General features: G+C 58.8%; 18 protein-coding genes. 7 read left to right on the top strand and 11 right to left on the bottom strand.

Annotated features, from left to right (window positions below; all coding sequences use genetic code 11):
- Window positions 1-31: 31 nt before the first annotated feature.
- The 9 genes from GTP45_RS10075 to cyoA are packed head-to-tail and all read right to left on the bottom strand — an operon-like array spanning window position 32 to window position 8,506.
- Entirely contained in the window at window positions 32-1,180 is a 1,149-nt protein-coding gene (locus GTP45_RS10075; protein ID WP_161013741.1) for a putative peptide maturation dehydrogenase, read from the bottom strand.
- Window positions 1,181-1,222: 42 nt separating this feature from the next.
- Window positions 1,223-1,807 carry a 2'-5' RNA ligase family protein gene (locus tag GTP45_RS10070; RefSeq protein WP_161013740.1) on the bottom strand — a complete coding sequence of 195 codons (585 nt, stop codon included), beginning with the start codon at window positions 1,805-1,807 and terminating at the stop codon, window positions 1,223-1,225.
- Entirely contained in the window at window positions 1,804-2,343 is a 540-nt protein-coding gene (locus GTP45_RS10065) for a response regulator transcription factor (protein ID WP_161013739.1), read from the bottom strand. Before GTP45_RS10065 ends, GTP45_RS10070 begins: the two co-directional genes overlap by 4 nt.
- Window positions 2,340-3,707: an ATP-binding protein gene (locus tag GTP45_RS10060; RefSeq protein ID WP_161013738.1), complete on the bottom strand. Its 1,368-nt coding sequence runs from the start codon at window positions 3,705-3,707 to the stop codon at window positions 2,340-2,342. The genes GTP45_RS10065 and GTP45_RS10060 overlap by 4 nt, the downstream gene beginning before the upstream one ends.
- Window positions 3,685-4,479, bottom strand: coding sequence for an SURF1 family protein (locus GTP45_RS10055; protein WP_161013737.1), 795 nt, complete (start codon window positions 4,477-4,479; stop codon window positions 3,685-3,687). The genes GTP45_RS10060 and GTP45_RS10055 overlap by 23 nt, the downstream gene beginning before the upstream one ends.
- Window positions 4,476-4,883 carry a cytochrome o ubiquinol oxidase subunit IV gene (gene cyoD / locus GTP45_RS10050; protein ID WP_161013736.1) on the bottom strand — a complete coding sequence of 136 codons (408 nt, stop codon included), beginning with the start codon at window positions 4,881-4,883 and terminating at the stop codon, window positions 4,476-4,478. The genes GTP45_RS10055 and cyoD overlap by 4 nt, the downstream gene beginning before the upstream one ends.
- Window positions 4,880-5,509: a cytochrome o ubiquinol oxidase subunit III gene (gene cyoC, locus GTP45_RS10045; RefSeq protein WP_161013735.1), complete on the bottom strand. Its 630-nt coding sequence runs from the start codon at window positions 5,507-5,509 to the stop codon at window positions 4,880-4,882. The genes cyoD and cyoC overlap by 4 nt, the downstream gene beginning before the upstream one ends.
- Window positions 5,502-7,502, bottom strand: coding sequence for a cytochrome o ubiquinol oxidase subunit I (gene cyoB / locus GTP45_RS10040; protein WP_161013734.1), 2,001 nt, complete (start codon window positions 7,500-7,502; stop codon window positions 5,502-5,504). The genes cyoC and cyoB overlap by 8 nt, the downstream gene beginning before the upstream one ends.
- Before the next feature lie 2 nt (window positions 7,503-7,504).
- Window positions 7,505-8,506 (bottom strand): ubiquinol oxidase subunit II, encoded by a 1,002-nt coding sequence (gene cyoA / locus GTP45_RS10035; protein ID WP_161013733.1) that lies wholly within the window; start codon window positions 8,504-8,506, stop codon window positions 7,505-7,507.
- Between the two features lie 130 nt (window positions 8,507-8,636).
- Here cyoA and GTP45_RS10030 point away from each other — a divergent pair, with 130 nt between their 5' ends.
- The 4 genes from GTP45_RS10030 to GTP45_RS10015 all read left to right on the top strand — a co-directional run bounded on the left by GTP45_RS10030 (window position 8,637) and on the right by GTP45_RS10015 (window position 13,128).
- The gene (locus GTP45_RS10030) at window positions 8,637-9,992 is read left to right on the top strand and encodes an MFS transporter (protein ID WP_161013732.1); all 1,356 of its coding nucleotides are present in this window, start codon (window positions 8,637-8,639) and stop codon (window positions 9,990-9,992) included.
- Between the two features lie 555 nt (window positions 9,993-10,547).
- Window positions 10,548-10,811: a hypothetical protein gene (locus tag GTP45_RS10025; protein WP_161013731.1), complete on the top strand. Its 264-nt coding sequence runs from the start codon at window positions 10,548-10,550 to the stop codon at window positions 10,809-10,811.
- A 1,032-nt stretch (window positions 10,812-11,843) separates the two neighbouring features.
- A complete protein-coding gene (locus GTP45_RS10020; protein ID WP_161013730.1) occupies window positions 11,844-12,206 on the top strand; it encodes a hypothetical protein in 363 nt (120 codons plus the stop codon).
- Window positions 12,207-12,261: 55 nt separating this feature from the next.
- A complete protein-coding gene (locus GTP45_RS10015; RefSeq protein ID WP_161013729.1) occupies window positions 12,262-13,128 on the top strand; it encodes a leucine-rich repeat domain-containing protein in 867 nt (288 codons plus the stop codon).
- Window positions 13,129-13,338: 210 nt separating this feature from the next.
- Here the strand turns inward: GTP45_RS10015 and GTP45_RS10010 are convergent, their stop codons facing one another.
- Both GTP45_RS10010 and GTP45_RS10005 read right to left on the bottom strand, forming a co-directional pair.
- Window positions 13,339-13,506, bottom strand: coding sequence for a Flp family type IVb pilin (locus GTP45_RS10010; protein WP_161013728.1), 168 nt, complete (start codon window positions 13,504-13,506; stop codon window positions 13,339-13,341).
- Window positions 13,507-13,554: 48 nt separating this feature from the next.
- A complete protein-coding gene (locus GTP45_RS10005) occupies window positions 13,555-13,722 on the bottom strand; it encodes a Flp family type IVb pilin (RefSeq protein ID WP_092269705.1) in 168 nt (55 codons plus the stop codon).
- A gap of 254 nt (window positions 13,723-13,976) precedes the next feature.
- Between GTP45_RS10005 and GTP45_RS10000 the strand changes: the two genes are divergently transcribed.
- The 3 genes from GTP45_RS10000 to GTP45_RS09990 all read left to right on the top strand — a co-directional run bounded on the left by GTP45_RS10000 (window position 13,977) and on the right by GTP45_RS09990 (window position 18,827).
- Window positions 13,977-15,767 (top strand): thiamine pyrophosphate-requiring protein, encoded by a 1,791-nt coding sequence (locus tag GTP45_RS10000; protein WP_161013727.1) that lies wholly within the window; start codon window positions 13,977-13,979, stop codon window positions 15,765-15,767.
- 165 nt (window positions 15,768-15,932) lie between these two features.
- Window positions 15,933-17,447, top strand: a complete 1,515-nt coding sequence (locus GTP45_RS09995) for a fatty acyl-CoA reductase (protein ID WP_161013726.1) — start codon at window positions 15,933-15,935, stop codon at window positions 17,445-17,447.
- A gap of 15 nt (window positions 17,448-17,462) precedes the next feature.
- Complete coding sequence (locus GTP45_RS09990; protein WP_161013725.1) at window positions 17,463-18,827, top strand: wax ester/triacylglycerol synthase family O-acyltransferase; 1,365 nt, start codon at window positions 17,463-17,465, stop codon at window positions 18,825-18,827.
- Window positions 18,828-18,936 lie beyond the last annotated feature (109 nt).

Here is an 18,936-nt window from a genome sequence, read left to right as displayed (position 1 = left end):
CTTTCGCGGGAACGACGGTAGTCGCTGAGGGTTAGGGTTCGTAACGCATTTCGACGGTGTTTTGGGCGCCGGAGGCGGGGCCGCAGCCGCAGACGGCTACTACCATGTCTTTCAGCGGATCGAGGCCCAGGGCGCGTTCGATGTCGATTTCGTTCACCGCGGCGGTGACGAAGGCCGGCATCCCCGCCTCCGTTGCCAGCAGGTAGAAGTTTTGCGACAGGTGGCCGACATCCAGCAGCACCGCGCGGTAAGCCTTGGCGTGATTGCGGTATTTCCAGAAGTTGCGCTCGACGCGCGTGACTAGCACCACCAGCATCGGCGCCGGTTGGAACCAGTCTTGATCGGCCACCATGCGCAACGCCAGCTCTTCGGTTTCTGCTGGCGCCATCTCCGCCAGCGGCTCAAGCGCGTGGCGTGTCGGTTGATAGTGATACAGGCCGGGCGAAATACCCTCAACGCGCTGCGCCAGCACGTAGACTTCTGTCGGATGCAAGCCGCCTGCCGAGGGACTGAGTTTTTTCAACACGAAGGCATCCGGCGCCATTTCGCGTTCGCCTTGCGCGCCGAAGGCGCGTTGCAGCAGACGCGATACGGTGGCCAATGGCAGCACGGCACTTTGGTCGAAGTTGCGGCCGGTGTAGCGCTGGAATAGCGTGTCGTCGAGCCGAGCGCGTTCGGGCGGCGGCAGTTGGACATTAACGCCATCGCTGCGGCGATTGATGGTTGGGCCAGGCGGCGTGCCGTAGTTGTCGACCAGTTCTTCAAAGCTCGGGAACTGCATGCCTTTGTCGACCCGCATATCGGCCCAGCGGCTGTACATATGGACGGTGGCGGACAACGGCCGCCAGTGCTGTGATCGCAGTACCTCATCACGCTCGCGCAAGGCCGCACCTTCAGGCGCATCGCTAAGCAGCAGGCCCAGCTCCAGCAAATGCGCCACAACCGCTGCACCGAATTGCGATTCGATAGCCGCGCGTTCCTGCCACAAGGTGAGGCTGATGCCGCCAAGTGCCGGCAGTTCGGCAGCAGTAACGATGATCTCATCGCCGATGTGCGGCGCCAAAGCGATCCATTCCAACTTGGCGCCTATCGCGCCTTGACCGGAAAACAGCGCGGCCCAATCAACATCAAGGTCTTCGCGCGGTTCCAAAAACAGCACTGCACAACGCCTGATTAGCATGATGCCCCCGATAGAAATCGACAGCATCTAAACTAACATATTTCAGAACGCCCAGCGAGCAAGGATGTTGTACGGCCGGCCTTGGCCGATGTGGCTGTGCAGAAGCACGAATTCACGCACCGTCCACTCGACCGGCGCCACGCTCTGCGGCGCCGCGGCGATGTCGTCATAAAGCATCGTCACATGCGGCGTGTAGCTAGTCTGGTTGCGCAAGCCGCTGGTTTTCAGCAGCGCACCGGAGAGGTTTTTATAGAAGCCAGTGAGACCGACAATGCCTTCGCTACCAGTCAACACCAGCGGACGATGGCGCGGGCCGGTGATGAAGGTCTGCGCAGTGTCGAAACCTGCCTTGAACGGCAGCGTGCTATCAGCCACCAGCGCTGCGGCTTTGGATGCGCTCTTGATCAGCGCATCCGGCATGCCGGGAAAGTCGCCCAGCACGCACAAGGTCGCGTGCAGTTTGGCCTCGTCGATAAGCCGGCCTGTCATGCCATGCTGCGCCTTGAGCTCCGCAGCCACGGCACGAATGGAGGCGATTGCGTTTTGATCCGGCATAACGGCAAAGAACAGCCGGTCAGTATTTTTCGGCGGCGGTTCGAAATCGAACAGGGATGCTTGCTGGCTCATTTGACTCGCTGCTTTTCCAATTTGCGCGCCAAGGTGCGGCGGTGCATGCCCAAGCGGCGCGCGGCTTCCGAGATGTTGAAGTCAGTCTCCGCCAGCACAGCGTGGATGTGCTCCCACTCCAACGTTTTGACGGAGGTTGCGCGCGTGGTCAGCTCCAGTTCCGCCACGCCGGCCACGTGTTCAAACGCGGCTTCGATATCATCGGTGTTCGACGGCTTGGCGAGATACTGGCATGCACCCAGCTTGATCGCCTCCACCGCCGTATTAATGCTGGCGAAGCCGGTCAGCACCACGATCAGCATATCCGGGTCATGCTCGTGCAGCATCTGCACGCAGGCCAGTCCAGACGAGTTGCCTTTCAATTTCAAGTCCACCACCGCGTAACCAGGCGAGTGATCGACCAGTAGCGCACTCGCCTCATCCACGTTTTCCGCCTGCAGCACCTTGTAGCCGCGACGCTCGAAAGAGCGCCCTAAAGTACGGGAAAACGCCGCATCATCTTCCACCAGCAGCAGTACGCGTTCTTCTGTTGTCATTGTTGTTCCGATTTAATTTCTATGGCGGCCAACGGCAGCGTTAAGCGTACCATCGCCCCACCCTGCGACAGATTCGTCGCAGTCACTTCTCCGCCCAGCGTGCGCGCCACGTTCACTACCAGGAATAGCCCGAGACCTCCGCCCGGCCGTCCTTTGCTGGAGTTGTATGGCTTGCCGAACTGCGCCAGTATAGACGGATCGAAGCCTGCGCCCTTGTCGGTCACTTGCAGCACCAGCGTATCGCCTTCGATGCTGGTCTCCATGCGCAGCCATGCCGGCGAGGCCTCCAACGCATTATCCAGCACGTTGCAGATCATTTGCTTGAGCGTGGAGTCGGACACTACCGGGTGATCAGGCGCGATACTGTTCTCAAATTCAAACGCCGCCACCGGGCGGCCGACACGCCATTCCGCCACTACTTCATCGAGGAAGGTGTTGATGGTGGTGGCCGCCGACGATTCACCGCGCGTCTCGCCGGCCGATAGCAGAATTCCGCTGACGATGGATTTGCAGCGCTGAAGCTGCGTTTGCATTTCGCTGATTTCTTCCAGCAGCACCGGGTTGCCTTTGAATTCGGGCATGTGCTTCCAGTCGCCGAGGATGACGGCCAGCGTCGCCAGCGGCGTGCCCAGTTCATGCGCCGCACCGGATGCCAAGAGACCCATGCGCACGATGTGCTCCTCCTCCGCTGCGCGCTGGTGCAAGTCCGCCAGCTTGGCCGCACTGCTGCGCATATTCTGCGTAATCCGCGTGATGAAGATAACCAGCAGCGCCGCATCGAGGATGAAGCAAATCAGCATACCCTGTACGTACAGGCTGAAGATGCCGAGCGCGTGATCTTGCGGCAGCGGCAGCGGCTCCGAGAACAGCGCCAGCCCGGCGATACAAGCACCGGTGACGATTACGATAGTCCACGTCGACCACGTCTCCAACAGCACTGCGCCCAGAATTACATGCAGCAGATACAGGAATACAAACGGATTGGTCGCACCGCCACTCAAATAAAGCTGCGCCGTCAAACTGGCCACGTCCACCGTCAACGCCAGCAGCAGTTCGCTATTAGAGACAACTTGATTTTCTTGCCAGCGCAAGATGCTAGCGACGTTGAAGGCGATCAGGCAGGCCAGCACATTGAGCATGGCCGGCATCGGCAACTGCACGCCCAACAGGATGGACGCGGTAGCGATGGTGGTGATCTGCCCCACCACCGCGATCCAGCGCAGCTGGATCAGCTGCTGCATGTTCTTGTGGCCCGCAGCGTGGGTGATGGTGTTGGCGGAGGCGTTCACCGACGCCAAGGGTTCCACCACCGGCAAGCCCGGCCTGCCTCTGTCGTAAGGATTAGGATTTTTGTTTGCGCGCATCTCGGATGACCCATACCGTCGCAGCGGCCACCATCAGGGCCAATGCGTACCAGGTGATAGCATAAACCAAGTGGTTGTTGACGAAGGAAATAACCGTCAAGCCTCCGGTCGGCTGAACGCCCGCTACCGGGCCGGCGGCCTTGGCGGTCGCAGCATCGGCATCCACGAAGTACGGCGCTACCGCCGCGCCATTGGCCAGGCCGCGCGCCTGCGCAATCGCCTGCACATCACGCGTGTACCAGTAATTGCGAGCCGGTTCGTTGGCGCGCAAGCGCCCTGCTTTCTCGCTCAAGCGCAGCAAGCCGCTGAACGTGATGGTTGGCCCTTGCGCATTCGCGCACGCATCGGCCGACGCAGCCGGCGGTGCAGGCTGCGGCTTCCAGCCGCCGAGGCCCGCTTCGATAAAGCCACGGTTAATCATCACGATGCCGTCGGCGGTGCACAGCGGCGTCACCACCCAGTAGCCGATGCCGCGTTCCAGCGACGCCAATACCTGCGTGGTCGAACCGTCGAGCAGCACGCCGCTCAACTGCACGCGGCGATAGTCGTCCGCTTCTGCATTCAACTGCGGCCACTGCGCGCGGGCCGGCGCCGGCGTTGGCGCGCCGTGCACGCGCTGGTCCACGCGCTCAATCAGCGCCAGTTTCCACTGCAACCTGAAGACTTGCCACGTCCCTAAAGCAAAAAACCCTGCAAACATCACCCCGGCCACGAGGGCCAGGATGACGCGCAGGGCGCGGGGACGTTGGCGCTTAATCGCGCCCGTCATCATTGCATGTCTTGCATGTTGTGAGCATCATTGCCCATCGAAGGCATCATGTTCTTGTTCATGTGGTACATGACCCAGATCGAACCAGCCAGCACGATGACCAACAGCACAACGGTGAACACGGTAGCCAGCATCGACCAGCCGCCTTCTGCCTTGCCGTTCATGTGCAGGAAGTAGACCATGTGCACCAGCACCTGGATCGCAGCAAACGCCAGTACAACGATGGCGGTGGTGCTCGATTTTTCGAACTGGTGGGTCATCACCAGCCAGAACGGAATCGCGGTCAGGATTACCGACAGGATGAAACCGATCGCGTAGTCCTTCAGGCTGCCGTGGTGGCCGTCATCGCCATGACCGTGATCGTCGTGGCCGTGGCCGTGGTGGTCGTGGTTATGTGGTGCGCTCATGGCAGGACTCCCATCAGGTATACAAAGGTGAAGACGCCGATCCAGATCACGTCCAGGAAGTGCCAGAACATCGACAGGCACATCAGGCGACGGTTGTTCTCATGGGTCAGGCCGTGCTTTTTCAGCTGGAATACCAGCGTGACCAGCCAGATGGTACCGAAGGTCACGTGCAGACCGTGGGTGCCGACCAGCGCGAAAAACGAGCTCAGGAACGCGCTACGCTGCGGGCCTGCGCCTTCGTGGATCAGGTGCAGGAACTCGTACACCTCGAGGTACAGGAAGCACAGACCGAACACGCCGGTCACCAGCAGCCACGCGATGGTGGCTTTCAGGTTCTTGCGCTGCGAAGCGATCATGGCAAAGCCATAGGTGATCGACGACAGCAGCAGGAAGCCGGTATTGATGGCAACCAGGCTGAGGTCGAACAGCTCCGCGCCCGACGGACCGCCAGCATAGCTGCGGCCAAGGACGGCGTAAGCAGCGAACAGGCCGGCGAACAGCAGGCAGTCGCTCATCAGGTAGATCCAGAAGCCCAGCAAGGTGCCGTTCTCTGGGTGGTGTTCACGCACGTAGTAACGCGCGCTTGGGTCGGCGCTCACGGCGCCGTTTGCGTTAATTTCAGACATGGCTTTCCAGGAAACGAGTATGCGCGTCTTCGGTACGAGTTACTTCATCGGCTTTGATGTAGTAGTCGCGCTTGTAGTTAAAGGTGTGAACGATGATCGCACCCACCATCACCAGGAACGACAGTGCGGCAGGAATCCACATCTGCCAAACCATGGCAAAGCCGAAGGCGAACGACAGAGCCGAGATGATGAAGCCGGCGCCGGTGTTCTTCGGCATGTGGATGTCCACGAAGCCTTTCAGCGGACGCTGGTAAGCGTTCTTCTTCATGTCTGCCCAGCTATCGCTATCGTGCACCACCGGGGTGAAGGCGAAGTTGTAGTCTGGCGGTGGCGACGAAGTCGCCCACTCCAGCGTACGGCCATCCCATGGGTCGCCGGTGACGTCGCGCAGTTTCTCGCGGTCTTTCCAGCTCAGGAAGATCTGCAGGATGAAGGCGCCGATACCGCCAGCGATAATCACAGCACCCAGCGCAGCGATGATGAAGTAGATCTGCAGCGATGGGTCATCGAAGTGGTTCATGCGGCGGGTAACGCCCATGAAGCCCATGATGTACAGCGGGGTGAACGCAACCCAGAAGCCCACCAGCCAGCACCAGAACGATACCTTGCCCCAGAACTCGTTCAGCTTGAAGCCGAAGGCTTTCGGGAACCAGTAGTTGATACCAGCGAACAGGCCGAACACCACACCACCGATAATCACGTTGTGGAAGTGAGCGATCAGGAACAGCGAGTTGTGCAGCACGAAGTCAGCAGGTGGCACAGCCAGCATCACGCCGGTCATACCACCGATCACGAAGGTCAGCATGAAGCCTACAGTCCACATCATCGGCACGGTGAAGCGAATGCGGCCTTTGTACATGGTGAACAGCCAGTTGAAGATCTTCGCGCCGGTTGGGATCGAGATAATCATGGTGGTGATGCCGAAGAACGAGTTCACACTCGCGCCGGAGCCCATGGTGAAGAAGTGGTGCAGCCATACCAGGTAGGACAGCACGGTAATCACGACGGTTGCATACACCATCGAGGTGTAGCCGAACAGACGCTTGCCCGAGAAGGTCGAAACGATTTCCGAGAACACGCCAAACACTGGCAGGATCAGGATGTACACCTCTGGGTGGCCCCAGATCCAGATCAGGTTCACGTACAGCATCGGGTTACCACCGAGTTCGGTGGTGAAGAAGTTGAAGCCGGCGATACGGTCGAGCGACAGCAGTGCCAGGGTGATGGTCAGGATCGGGAAGGTTGCAACGATCAGCGCATTGGTGCACAGGGCAGTCCAGGTGAACACTGGCATCTTCATCATCGACATGCCAGGAGCGCGCATTTTAACGATGGTGGCGATCAGGTTGACGCCCGAAAGTGTCGTACCCACACCCGCTACCTGCAATGACCAGATGTAGTAGTCGACCCCGACGTCAGGCGACGCAGCAATGCCCGACAGCGGCGGGAACGCCAGCCAGCCGGTTTTACCGAATTCACCCACGAACAGCGACACCATGGTCAGCATCGCGCCGAAGGTGGTCATCCAGAACGAGAAGTTATTCAGGAACGGGAACGACACGTCGCGCGCGCCGATTTGCAGCGGCACTACGTAGTTCATCAGACCGGTTACCAGAGGCATCGCCACGAAGAAAATCATGATGGTGCCGTGGGCGGTAAACACTTGGTCGTAGTGGTGCGGCGGCAGGAAGCCGGCGTTATCGCCAAAGGCGATTGCCTGCTGTGCACGCATCATCAGCGCGTCGGCAAAGCCGCGCAGCAGCATGATGATACCGAGCACCATGTACATGATGCCGATTTTCTTGTGGTCGATGGAGGTGATCCAGTCGCGCCACAGCGGGCCCCACAGGCGGAATTTGAACATGGCAGCCAGCAGCGCGAGGCCGCCGATCGCCACCATGGCGAAGGTGCCGATCAGGATAGGCTCGTGGTACGGAATTGCTTCCAGCGACAGCCGTCCAATGATCAGATTGGTCAGGTTCAGATCAGACATGGTCATTCTTTACGGGTAGGTTGAGCAGTAGCGGCGACGGTGGTGGTCGGTTCGCACACGTCTTCTGGCAGTTTCTTGGCTGCTGCAGCTGCCTTGATGCGGGTGGCATCCTGGTGCATCTGGGTGTTCATGCAGACCGAGCCTTCAGCCACGCAACGGTTCAGGATCAGGTCGTACATACCCTTCTCCACGGTACCGAAATGCATGATCGGGTGCTTGATGGTCGGCTTGTCCAGCGACAGGAATTCAGCGCGGTTCAGCACGGTGGTGCTGGCCTTGGTCTTGGCGACCCATGCGTCGAAGTCTGCTTGCGTTACGCCGTGGTACTTGAACTTCATGTCGGAGAAGCCGGCGCCGCTGTAGTTAGCGGAGAAGCCGTCATACACGCCTACCTTGTTCATTACCGCGTTCAGCTGCGTTTCCATGGAAGGCATGGTGTAGACCATACCGGCCAGCGCAGGGATGTAGAACGCATTCATCACCGAAGTCGAGGTCATGTGGAAGCGTACTGGAACGTCGATCGGGGTGACCAGTTCGTTCACGGTAGCGATGCCCTGCTCTGGGTAGATGAACATCCATTTCCAGTCCATCGACACCACTTGTACTTCCAGCGGCTTGACGCCGGCAGCGATCGGACGGTTTTCGTCGATGCGGCTCAGCGGACGGTAAGGGTCGAGCAAGTGGGTGTAGATCCAGGTGATCAGGCCCAGCACGATGATGATCAGCAGCGGAGCGCCCCAGATCAGCAGTTCCAGCTTGGTGGAGTGGTCCCAGTCTGGCTTGTATTCGGCGGCGGTATTTGACTTTCTATAGCGCCAAGCGAACAGACAGATCAAGAACATGACAGGTACGATAATCAACAGCATCAGCAAGGTTGACACAACGACAAGGTGTGCCTGCTGCGCTGCGATATCCCCGGAAGGATTGAGCACCACCGTATCGCAGCCAGCGAGCCACAATAACGGTGCGAGGAGCAATCCACGACGAACGATAGGAGGAATCATGCGGTAATGTACGTTACAGAATATTGGGAACATGCTACTGTACTCACTAAGGACTGTTCTTGCCATTGGACACTTTGTCCTACCCGCCTGGACAGCCCTTGTGATAACAACTAACACGAGACAAGAGACTATGGCTAACACGACTTCTATTAGTGACGTCCAAGCAGCTGGCGTCCACGAACATCATCAAACGAGCCCTGGTGCTAGGAGCATCAATGCCAGGGATGGGCATATCTCTCCCGGGGAAATAGCGATTGGCGTGGTCATCGGGCGCGCTTCCGAATATTTCGACTTCTTCGTCTACGCCATCGCCTCAGCCTTGGTATTCCCGTCGGTGTTCTTCCCGTACGAGAGTAGGCTTGACGGCACACTATACGCTTTTGCCATTTTTGCGCTTGCCTTTATTGCCCGTCCGATAGGAACTGTGGCTTTTATGGCAGTCCAACACCATTTCACCCGCGAAGCTAAACTTACCCTGGCGCTACTGATTATGGGCGTGTCCACGGCCGGCATCGCCTTCCTTCCGGACTATGCCAGTTTGGGGACATGGTCGATTGTCATCCTGTCCATCTTGCGAATTGGGCAAGGCATTGCGCAGGGCGGTTCGTGGGACGGCTTGCCGTCGCTGCTGGCCTTGAATGCGCCTGAGCACAAGCGCGGCTGGTACGCCATGCTGGGGCAGTTGGGCGCGCCGATCGGCTTCGTCATCGCGGCCGGCCTGTTTGCCTACATGCTCTCGACGCTAAGCTCGCTGGACTTCCTCGACTGGGGCTGGCGCTTCCCGTTCTACGTGGCGTTTGCCATCAACGTGGTGGCGCTGTTTGCCCGCCTGCGCCTGGTGACCACGCATGAATACTCGCACCTGCTGGATGAGCATCAGCTCGATCCGGTGCCGGTTGGTGAATTGATGAGTTCGCAGTCGCGCAACGTCATCATTGGCGCGCTGGCTGCACTGGCCAGCTACGCGCTGTTCCACCTCGTGACCGTGTTCCCGCTGTCGTGGATCACCCTCACCTCGCAGCGTTCGCTGGCTGGGTTCCTGCAGGTGCAGATGGTGGGCGTGGCGCTGATGGCGATCGGCATCATCATCTCCGGCTACGTGGCTGATCGCGTCGGCCGCCGCCGCACGCTGGGCACGCTGGCGACCATGATCGGTATCTTCAGCCTGTTCGTGCCGTTCCTGATCGACGGCGGCGAAATGGGCCAGGATGCCTTCATCCTGATCGGCTTCTCGCTGCTGGGCCTGTCGTACGGCCAGGCCGCCGGCGCGGTGACCTCCAACTTCCCGCAGAAATACCGCTACACCGGCGCGGCGTTGACCTCGGACGTGGCATGGCTGGTGGGCGCAGGCTTTGCGCCGCTGGTGGCCTTGGGCGTGTCCTCGCACTTCGGCCTGGCATATGCGGGTTTGTACCTGCTGTCGGGCGCGGTGAGCTCGCTGGCCGCGCTGAGCATCAACCGGGCGTGGAATATCCGCGACAATTAATCGCGCTTTAGCAGCAAAATAACAACACCGGCCGCCTCGCGCGGCCGGTGTCATTTTGAGCATTTATCAACGTTGCTGCGAAGCAGCAAGACCCCCCCAACGAGGATCAAAAATGGATCCCTCCAGCCTAACCGATGACATCATCGAAGCCCTGTTGAATTGCGAGAAACTCATTACGAGCAAGCGTCCAAGGCAAACTCCAAAGGCTAAGCACCTGGAGCAAAATCTGGATGTGCGCAGCTCATAACTTCGCTTTTCGCAGCCTCGTTGTCTACGCGGATATGGCGACCATACCCCGCGCGGACGTATCGCGTCTGACGACCGCCGCCAACGACCAAATCCCTTCGCTAGCAGAACGCGATGCTTTACGCATGAAATTGCAGGATGCACTGCAATCCTAAAACTGGTGAGTCATTCGGCGGGGCCAGTTCTGGCAATCCGACAACGTCGCTTGCCGCAACCCGCGAAACTGTGCAAATAAGATCAACGGCAGCTTGCGGCCAGCCTCTGCCTCGCGGTGACAAACCGTGAACTTTGCACTTGAGCAATGATGATATGCTCATCATCTTCGGCGGCATCCGGCCAGCAGCAGACCATCGCGAGAAGAGCATGAAGAACAATGAGAAAACAGCTAAAGCTTGGCAGGCTAAAATTCTTGTAGATTGCGAACGCATTTTGCAACGGCAACTGACGCATATCGAAACAAGCTTTGTGCGTAGCCGTGAAGGTTTTTTGGCACTTGAAATGATTGAAGACTCCGTATCTCAAATGGACGCTGTGGAACTAAATGCGTACTTGAATTCCGGCCACTGCGGCTAACGGCCAATAGCGGCCATAGTGTCTGGACGTAATGCACTAAATTAATTGAATGGGACTGATGTATGCCTAGAGGGGCGCGCCTGAGGAATATTGCCATCGGTTTGTGCGGCTCATTCAATAGCCGGAACAACGATCTGGATGGCTACTGGGCAATCGGAAAACTACGTTCGCTGGCCGAGCAGTGTGGTCGGACCACGGTAATACTTGATTTGCTGACGTTATCCATTCTTCCGTCGTCGTCCGAATTCATCCCTATATTGACGCACTATCGCCGTCTTCTTGAAAAGCTGGCGAACCTCTCGCGAATCGGACTAGAGGAAATCACGATGGCAAGTGTCGCGCTTGACTTCGCACCTCCACCCTGGCCTAGGATTAGTTACTACAAGCGAGAATGGGGTGATCAGTTCACCCTAACCGTGACAATTAACGCGGAAGGAAGGGCCGCTGGTATAGCGCAGCACGCCGGCTATTGCCGATCCCATGACCCGGTTCGCGAATGCCGGTCAACTCGCCCTGCATAGTGCTAGTGCGCACGCGGCTTTGGGCGACTGGCTCCCATTCGTGACAAATTGTGAACTTTGCAAGTGGGCAAGATGCTATTCTGGTCATGCAGGCCGAATCCGGCCAGAAACGGCCAGTCGAAAAATTAACAAAGGAAGCATATGGAAGAAAGGCAAGCTGACCTGAATAATAGGTTGAAAACCTATGGTTCAAGCAGTGTAGTAGCGGTTGCCCTTGGTGTCGCGGTGGCATACTCGGCACTAAGACCGTCGGATTTCCAAGGCTTCTTCATACTTGGTTTCGTATCCTTGATATTTATCTTTCTTGGCGGCGGCATAGGAGCGTATTGTTGGCGATTGCTTTATCTGGCTCGCAAGACATCCCTGTCCTTGAGCGCCTATGCCTTAGGACTTACCGCAGCATCTATTCCAGTTATGCTTGTGTATAAGCTGTTGGCCTAGCTATTGTACTCGACAGCAACCGGCCACAAGCGGCCGGTCGGTTTCGCAAGAATTTTAAGAAAGTCTGCACATGAAGGTAATTGCCGCCATTAGCGCTTTTCTGTTCATTGCACTCGCTGCGATGTTCGGTAGTAATGCCAGTACAGCTCAGACGGCCCCGTGGCTTTCGGCACTATTGATTCTTGTTTTCGTGGCAGGGACGTCGCTTCTCATGGGCATCATTTTCGGTCGAACTGCGTTGCGCGTCACAACAATTTCTGGCGGCTTGGCGCTATTTATCATGTGGCTTCCATTTCAATATTACGCAACCGAAGAATCGTTTATTCGCTCTGCAGCGGCACTTCTGCTTATAATCTTCGCACAAATTCCGTTGTTCTTTGTCGGAGGGGTAGCCCGAGGTTGCGTGGAAACACGGCTGCTACGTGTAAATTAGGTGGGCTGTTTACGGCCAATAGCAGCCATGTTCAGATAGGATAAAGTAAGCATCAATGAACGAAAACACGAGTGAACCTGAAATTTTAAAATGGGGGCGATATCGCGTGATGCGATTCCTTCCTGCGGACAAGATTGCGTCTCTTCGAGCTTATGCTGAGCAGAATGCTGACGGTATAAGTCTTTCATCTCGTGATGGATGTTCAATCGAATCACTCAAGGTGCTTAGCGAATTTAAGGGATTGAAGATACTTCTTCTGCGGGGACTTCCTGATTTAGACATGGAGGGATTAAGTGCTCTTCCAGAGCTGGAGGAGCTATCGCTTGACCACGTAGTTAGAGCAATCGATCTTTCGATGCTACCGCCCCTTAGAAGGCTGTCTGGGGATTGGAGAGAGAACTTACTAAGGAATGCGCATCAGTCAGGTATTACATCGTTGAGATTATCGAAGTATAAATCTGTTGCAGGTGATCTTGCTGATTTTCCAGCCTTTCCCGCATTACAGGAACTTGAATTGGTTCAGTCGACAATTCACAGTTTAGACGGGGTTTCCAGATTTGATAAATTAAGGAAAATTGAGCTGCATTACATGAATAAGCTTGAGGCGCTGGGGCCATTGCATCTGCCGCATCTACGTTCTTTCATTGTTTCCGTCTGCAAGAAGATATCCGATTACGAACAACTGGGGAACTGCGGAAATCTTGAAGAGTTGAAGTTACATGATTGCGGCCCGATAAAAACGATTGCATTTGTTGAGCGTCTAAAGAAGCTGAAAACCTTTCGGTTCATGAAGACCGATGTTTTAGACGGCGATCTATTGCCTTTGCGACGACTGGAAGATGTGTACTTTACCGAAAAGCAGCACTTCTCTCACAAAACGTCTGATTTGAACCAAAGTGCTTATTCCGTCGCATATAAATAAGGCTGCGAGTCCGCGTGTCCTGTTAGTCTTGATTTGCATTCGGATATGCCCCGGTCTCAAGCATAGATTACTTCTTTGGGGATTTCGATAATAAGTGCGAAGGTCCGAGTTGGGGCGGAAGCGGAAGTCGCCTTAAGACCACAATGTTTTGTGAGCACAAATAAAAAAGCCGGAGCAATTTTGCTCCGGCTTTTGCTTGCGCTGTGTGAATTACGACGACTTGATCAGGCCCGAGATGTAGGTCAGCGAGGCGGTGATTTTCGGGCCGAGGATGGCCAGGCCAGCGGTGATTGCTGCGGCGATGGCTGCTGCCATCAGGGCGTATTCGATTGCGGTGATGCCGTCTTCTTCGCGGATGAAGTTTTTGATTGCGTTCATGGTCGTTCTCCTAAGTTTGATCGATGGGTAGGATGATTGGCGCCGGAATTACGACGACTTGATCAAACCGGAGATGTAGGTCAACGAGGCGGTGATTTTCGGGCCAAGGATGGCCAGGCCAGCGGTGATCGCTGCGGCGATGGCTGCTGCCATCAGGGCGTATTCGATGGCGGTGATGCCGGCTTCGTCGTTGATGAAGTTTTTGACTGCGTTCATGATAGACCTCGTTTAAGTTGGTTGAGTGAATTTTTTGCTGCTCAACTAAAACGGGGTTCAGGTTTTAGGTATGGCGTGTGTGCTGCCGATGAAATGCATTCTACGCCGCTGCACTCCTCCCGCCATCAGACAAACGTCACCTTATGCAGTGACATTTGTCACGGTGCCGTAGTCCTTAGGTGCGCACGTTATCGCTGCGCAACTGTGGGCTTCCTCGCTAGAATCGGGCCTCAACAATTTGAACGAGGTACGTTATGGCGACCGTCGGCGATTTTGTACTTAAACGGCTGGCTGCGTGGGGCGTTCAGCGCATCTACGGCTATCCCGGCGATGGTATCAATGGCGTCATCGGCGCCTTCGGCCACGGCGATACCGGCATCGAGTTCGTGCAGGCCCGCCACGAGGAACTGGCCGCTTTCATGGCCTGCGCCCATGCCAAGTTCAGCGGCGAAGTGGGCGTCTGCCTGGCCACATCCGGCCCAGGCGCGATCCATCTGCTCAACGGTTTGTATGATGCCAAGATGGATCACCAGCCGGTGGTCGCCATCGTCGGCCAGCAAAGCCGCATGGCGCTTGGCGGCGACTACCAGCAGGAGGTCGATTTGCTGTCGCTGTTCAAGGACGTCGCGCACGACTTCGTCCAGATGGCCACCACGCCGGCGCAGGTGCGCCACCTGATTGACCGCGCCATGCGCATCGCCATGGAGCGCCGCACCGTCACCTGCGTAATCCTGCCCAACGACCTGCAGGACATGAAGGCGGTTGAAACGCCACCGCGCGAACATGGCACGGTTCACAGCGGCATCGGCTATACCGGCCGCGCAAGCGTGCCGCCACAGTCCGACCTGCAACGCGCCGCCGCAGTGCTCAACAGCGGCAAGAAAGTCGCCATCCTGGCCGGCGCTGGCGCGCTGCATGCGACCGATGCGCTGATCGCCGTGGCGGAACGGCTCGGCGCCGGCATCGCGAAGGCGCTGCTCGGCAAGGCGGCCGTGCCGGATGCCCTGCCCTACGTAACCGGCGCCATCGGCCTGCTCGGCACCAAGCCCAGCTGGGACTTGATGAACGAGTGCGACACCCTGCTGATGGTCGGTTCCGCCTTCCCCTATGCCGAGTTCCTGCCCAAGGAAGGCAAGGCGCGCGGCGTGCAGATCGATATCGATGGCCGCATGCTCAACCTGCGCTATCCGATGGAAGTCTGCCTGACCGGCGACAGTGCGGCCACGCTGGAAGCGCTGCTGCCGCTGCTGGAGCAAAACACCGACACCAGCTGGCGCCAGCGCATCGAGAGCAACGTCGCCGATTGGTGGCGCGTGCTGGAGGCGCGCGCCATGAACGAAGCCAAGCCACTCAATCCGCAGCGCGTGTTCTGGGAGCTGTCGCCACGCCTGCCGGACGACGTGATACTGACTTGCGACTCCGGCTCGTGCGCCAGCTGGTACGCGCGCGACCTCAAGCTGCGGCGCGGCATGACGGCCTCGCTGTCCGGCGGGCTGGCCTCCATGGGTTGCGCCGTGCCGTACGCGCTAGCCGCGAAGTGCGTCCATCCCGGCCGCCCTGTGGTCGCCTTGCTGGGCGACGGCGCCATGCAAATGCTTGGCGTGAACGCGCTGATCACGCTAGCCGGCACCTGGCGCTCATGGAGCGATCCGCGCCTCGTCATCATGGTGCTCAACAACGGCGACCTGAACATGGTCAGCTGGGAGCAGCGCGCGACCGAGGGCGACGCCAAGCTCAGCGCCTCACAAAACCTGCCGCCTTTCCCTTATGCGGCCTACGCGGAGCTGCTGGGTCTGCGCGGCATGCGGGTCGACCACCCGGATCAAGTGGCCACCGCTTGGGAGGAGGCCTTGGCCTCGCCGGTTCCGGTGGTGCTGGAAATGGTGACCGACCCGGACGTGCCGCCGCTGCCGCCGCATGTCTCGGCCAAGCAAGCGGCGCACTACGTGCGCGCGCTGCTGCGCGGCGACCCGGACGCCACCGGGGTCATCACCGCCACCATCAAGGAAGCGTGGGATGGGCTGTTCCCGGGCACCAAGCGTTAATCCGTTGTGCAAATGCCGCAGGCGACAATCTGCGGCCCCACCGGGGATGACTCCTCGCGTCATGCGTTTGGCTCCCCAAGCCAGTGCAAATTAGCTAGTCACAAGGTGGTTTGGCTCTAAGATCGGTTCATTGCAGTTCTGACACCGTTCGTTTCTGAGACACCTATGACACCAGCATTGAATGTGCAAGCGGCACTCTCAGGCAAGCGCATCCTGATTACCGGCAGCACCGGCTTTCTCGCCAAGGTGGTGCTGGAAAAGCTGATCCGCAGCGTGCCCGATATCGGCCGCATTGTGCTGCTGATTCGCGGCAGCCAAAACGGCGCCGATGCCCGCCAGCGCTTTGAACGCGATATCGCCACCTCGTCCATCTTCGACCGCCTGCGCGCCGAGCGCCCTGCTTTCCTGGCCGAGTTCTTCGCCGAGAAAATCGAATGCATCACTGGCGAAGTGACGGAGCCGGGCTTCGGCCTTCCAATCACCGCCTTCAATGCGCTGGCCCGCCGCATCGACTTGATTATCAACGCCGCCGCCAGTGTCAACTTCCGCGAAGCCTTGGATGAAGCACTGGCCATCAACACCATCAGCGTGCAAAACATCACCGAGCTGGCGCGCGCCGGCCATGCGCCGCTGATCCAGGTATCGACCTGCTACGTCAACGGCTACAACCGCGGCCCGATGTACGAGCAAAACGTCACACCAGCCCGCGCTTCCATCCCGCGCCACGCCGACGGCCATTACGATTTATACGCTTTGCTCCAGCACCTGAACCACCGCATCGCCCTGCTGCGCGCCGAAGTCCGCGAAAAGGAAGAACTGGAGCGCCGCCTGACGGAGCTGGGCATCGCCGAAGCGAATTACCACGGCTGGAACGACACCTACACTTTCACCAAATGGATGGGCGAGCAGTTGGCCATGAGCGCCATGCGCGGCCGTTCGCTGACCATCGTGCGTCCGTCTATCATCGAGAGTACGCTGCAAGAACCAGCACCCGGCTGGATCGAAGGCGTGAAAGTAGCTGACGCCATCATCCTCGCCTACGCGCGCGGCAAGACCAGCTTCTTCCCGGCCCGCCCGAATGAAGTGGTGGACATCGTACCGGCCGACCTGGTCGCCAATAGCATCGTGCTGGCATCGGCCGAAGCGCTGCTATCGCAACCCGCGACGCGCATCTACCAAGCCTGCACCGGCGCCAGCAACCCAATCACCGTCGGCCGCGTCATCGAAATGATTCAAGGCGAGTCGCAGCGCAACTGGCGCCAGTACGAGCGCCTGTTCTACAACGAGCCGAAACACAGCTTTCGCGTGGTCAGCCGCCCGCTATTCCTGCTGATGCTACGCGCCATGCGCATCGGCGCTGCCGCTTGGAGCGGCGTGCGCAAGCTGCTCGGCACTGGTGAATCGCCAAAGCTGGAAGCGCTGCGCACCACGCAGTTGCTGGCGTTGACCTTCTCGTTCTACACCGCGCCGCGCTACATCTTCCAGAGCGACCGCCTGCAAGCGCTGGCCCAGCGCTTCAGCAAAGAAGAGCAAGCACGCTACAGCGTAGACACGGCCGCCATCGATTGGCGCGACTACCTGTGCCGCATTCACATGACAGGCTTGAATCGCTACGCCCTGCGCCCGCGCGCGGCCAAGGCGGTAGAAGCAGAAGTATCCGCAGCACCCATAACAATATAAAGCGAGACAGCACGAATGAGCAAAACCCCGGCAGCACCAGCCGCAATGACGCGACGCGACTATGCATGGCATCGCATGGACACGGAAAAGAACCTCATGGTCATCAACAGTATCTTGCTGTTCGAAGGCCCGGTAGATATGGAGCGGCTGGTATCGACCATCGCCCATCGCCTGCCCAACTACCCTCGCTTCACGCAGAAAGTCGTACAGCATCGCGGCCGCCCGCACTGGGTGGAGGACGACAACTTCGACATCACCCGGCACATCGAACTGGAACGCATGGAGCATGACGTTGCGCGCGCCGAGCTGCAAGACCACCTGACCCGCCTCGCCCACCTGCCGCTGGAACGCGGCCGCCCGATGTGGCACATGACGGTGCTGGATCGTGTCAACGGCGGCCACGCCATCGTGTTCCGCGTCCACCACTGCATCACCGACGGCCTGGGGTTGGTGCACGTGCTAAATCACCTCACCGACGACAACGGCCTGCATGGGAAAACGCCGTCGCCGGTCGGCCATCCGCACCGCGCGGTGGCGCACAACAAGGTCTGCTCGGCGGTGGTGCGCGGCATCTCGTGGCTAAAGATCGGCGCCCACGTGGCCCGCCTGTCCGTCCTGTGGCCGGATGCGCACTCCGAATTCAAAGCCCCCATGACCGGCGCCAAGCAGCTGGTCTGGCTGCCGCCGCTGGAGATGGAGCGCGTGCGCGCCATGTCCAAGCGCATGGGCGTGACGCTCAACGACGTGTGGGTAGCCGCCGTCTCCGGCGCCTTACGGCAGTATCTCGGCGAGCGTGGACAACGCCCGGATGGCCGCGCCCTGCGCGCCGCCGTCACCTTCAACCTGCGCGAAAAGGCCAACGCCTTCCAGCTGGGGAATGAATTCGGACTGGTGGCAGTCGACCTGCCGACCAACGAAAACAGTCCAGTCGAACGCCTGCGCAAGTCCAGCAGCCGCATGACCGCCATCAAGCGCTCGCACCAGCCGCGCGCCACCATGGCCTTCCTGTCGATTGCGGGCTGCCTGCCGACCGCCTTGCAGCACTTCGCCCTGAACCTGTTCACCTCCAAGGGTTCGGTGGTGCTCACCAATATCGAAGGCCCGACCAGCCGCCGCTACCTCGCCGGTTCGCGCTTGACGGACTTGATCTGCTGGGTGCCGCAGGCGGGCAAGCTTGGCGTGGGACTGGCCTTCATCTCCTACGCCGGTCAAATCCAGCTGGCGCTGTTCGTGGACACCGACCTGGTGCCCGATCCTGACCGCCTGATGCAGCTGACCTACGAGGCCTTCGAAGAATTGGAACTCGCCACGCAAGACGTGGAGGCGCCGCAACCAGCCGCCGAACCAGCGCTGCCGGGCATGGTCATCAGCGCGTCATAATCTGTGCGTATGCTGCTCCCCATTGCAAAATGAGGAGTATTGCGTGAACCTGAACGAGCACGAACTGCTGGACCGCGTCCACCGCGAGCTGACCGACAGCTACGACGAA

Source organism: Duganella rivi, from assembly GCF_009857435.1.
Lineage (GTDB): Bacteria > Pseudomonadota > Gammaproteobacteria > Burkholderiales > Burkholderiaceae_D > Rugamonas > Rugamonas rivi.
The sequence above is the reverse complement of the archived record's forward strand: the minus strand, read 5'-3'. Positions and strand labels throughout refer to the sequence as shown.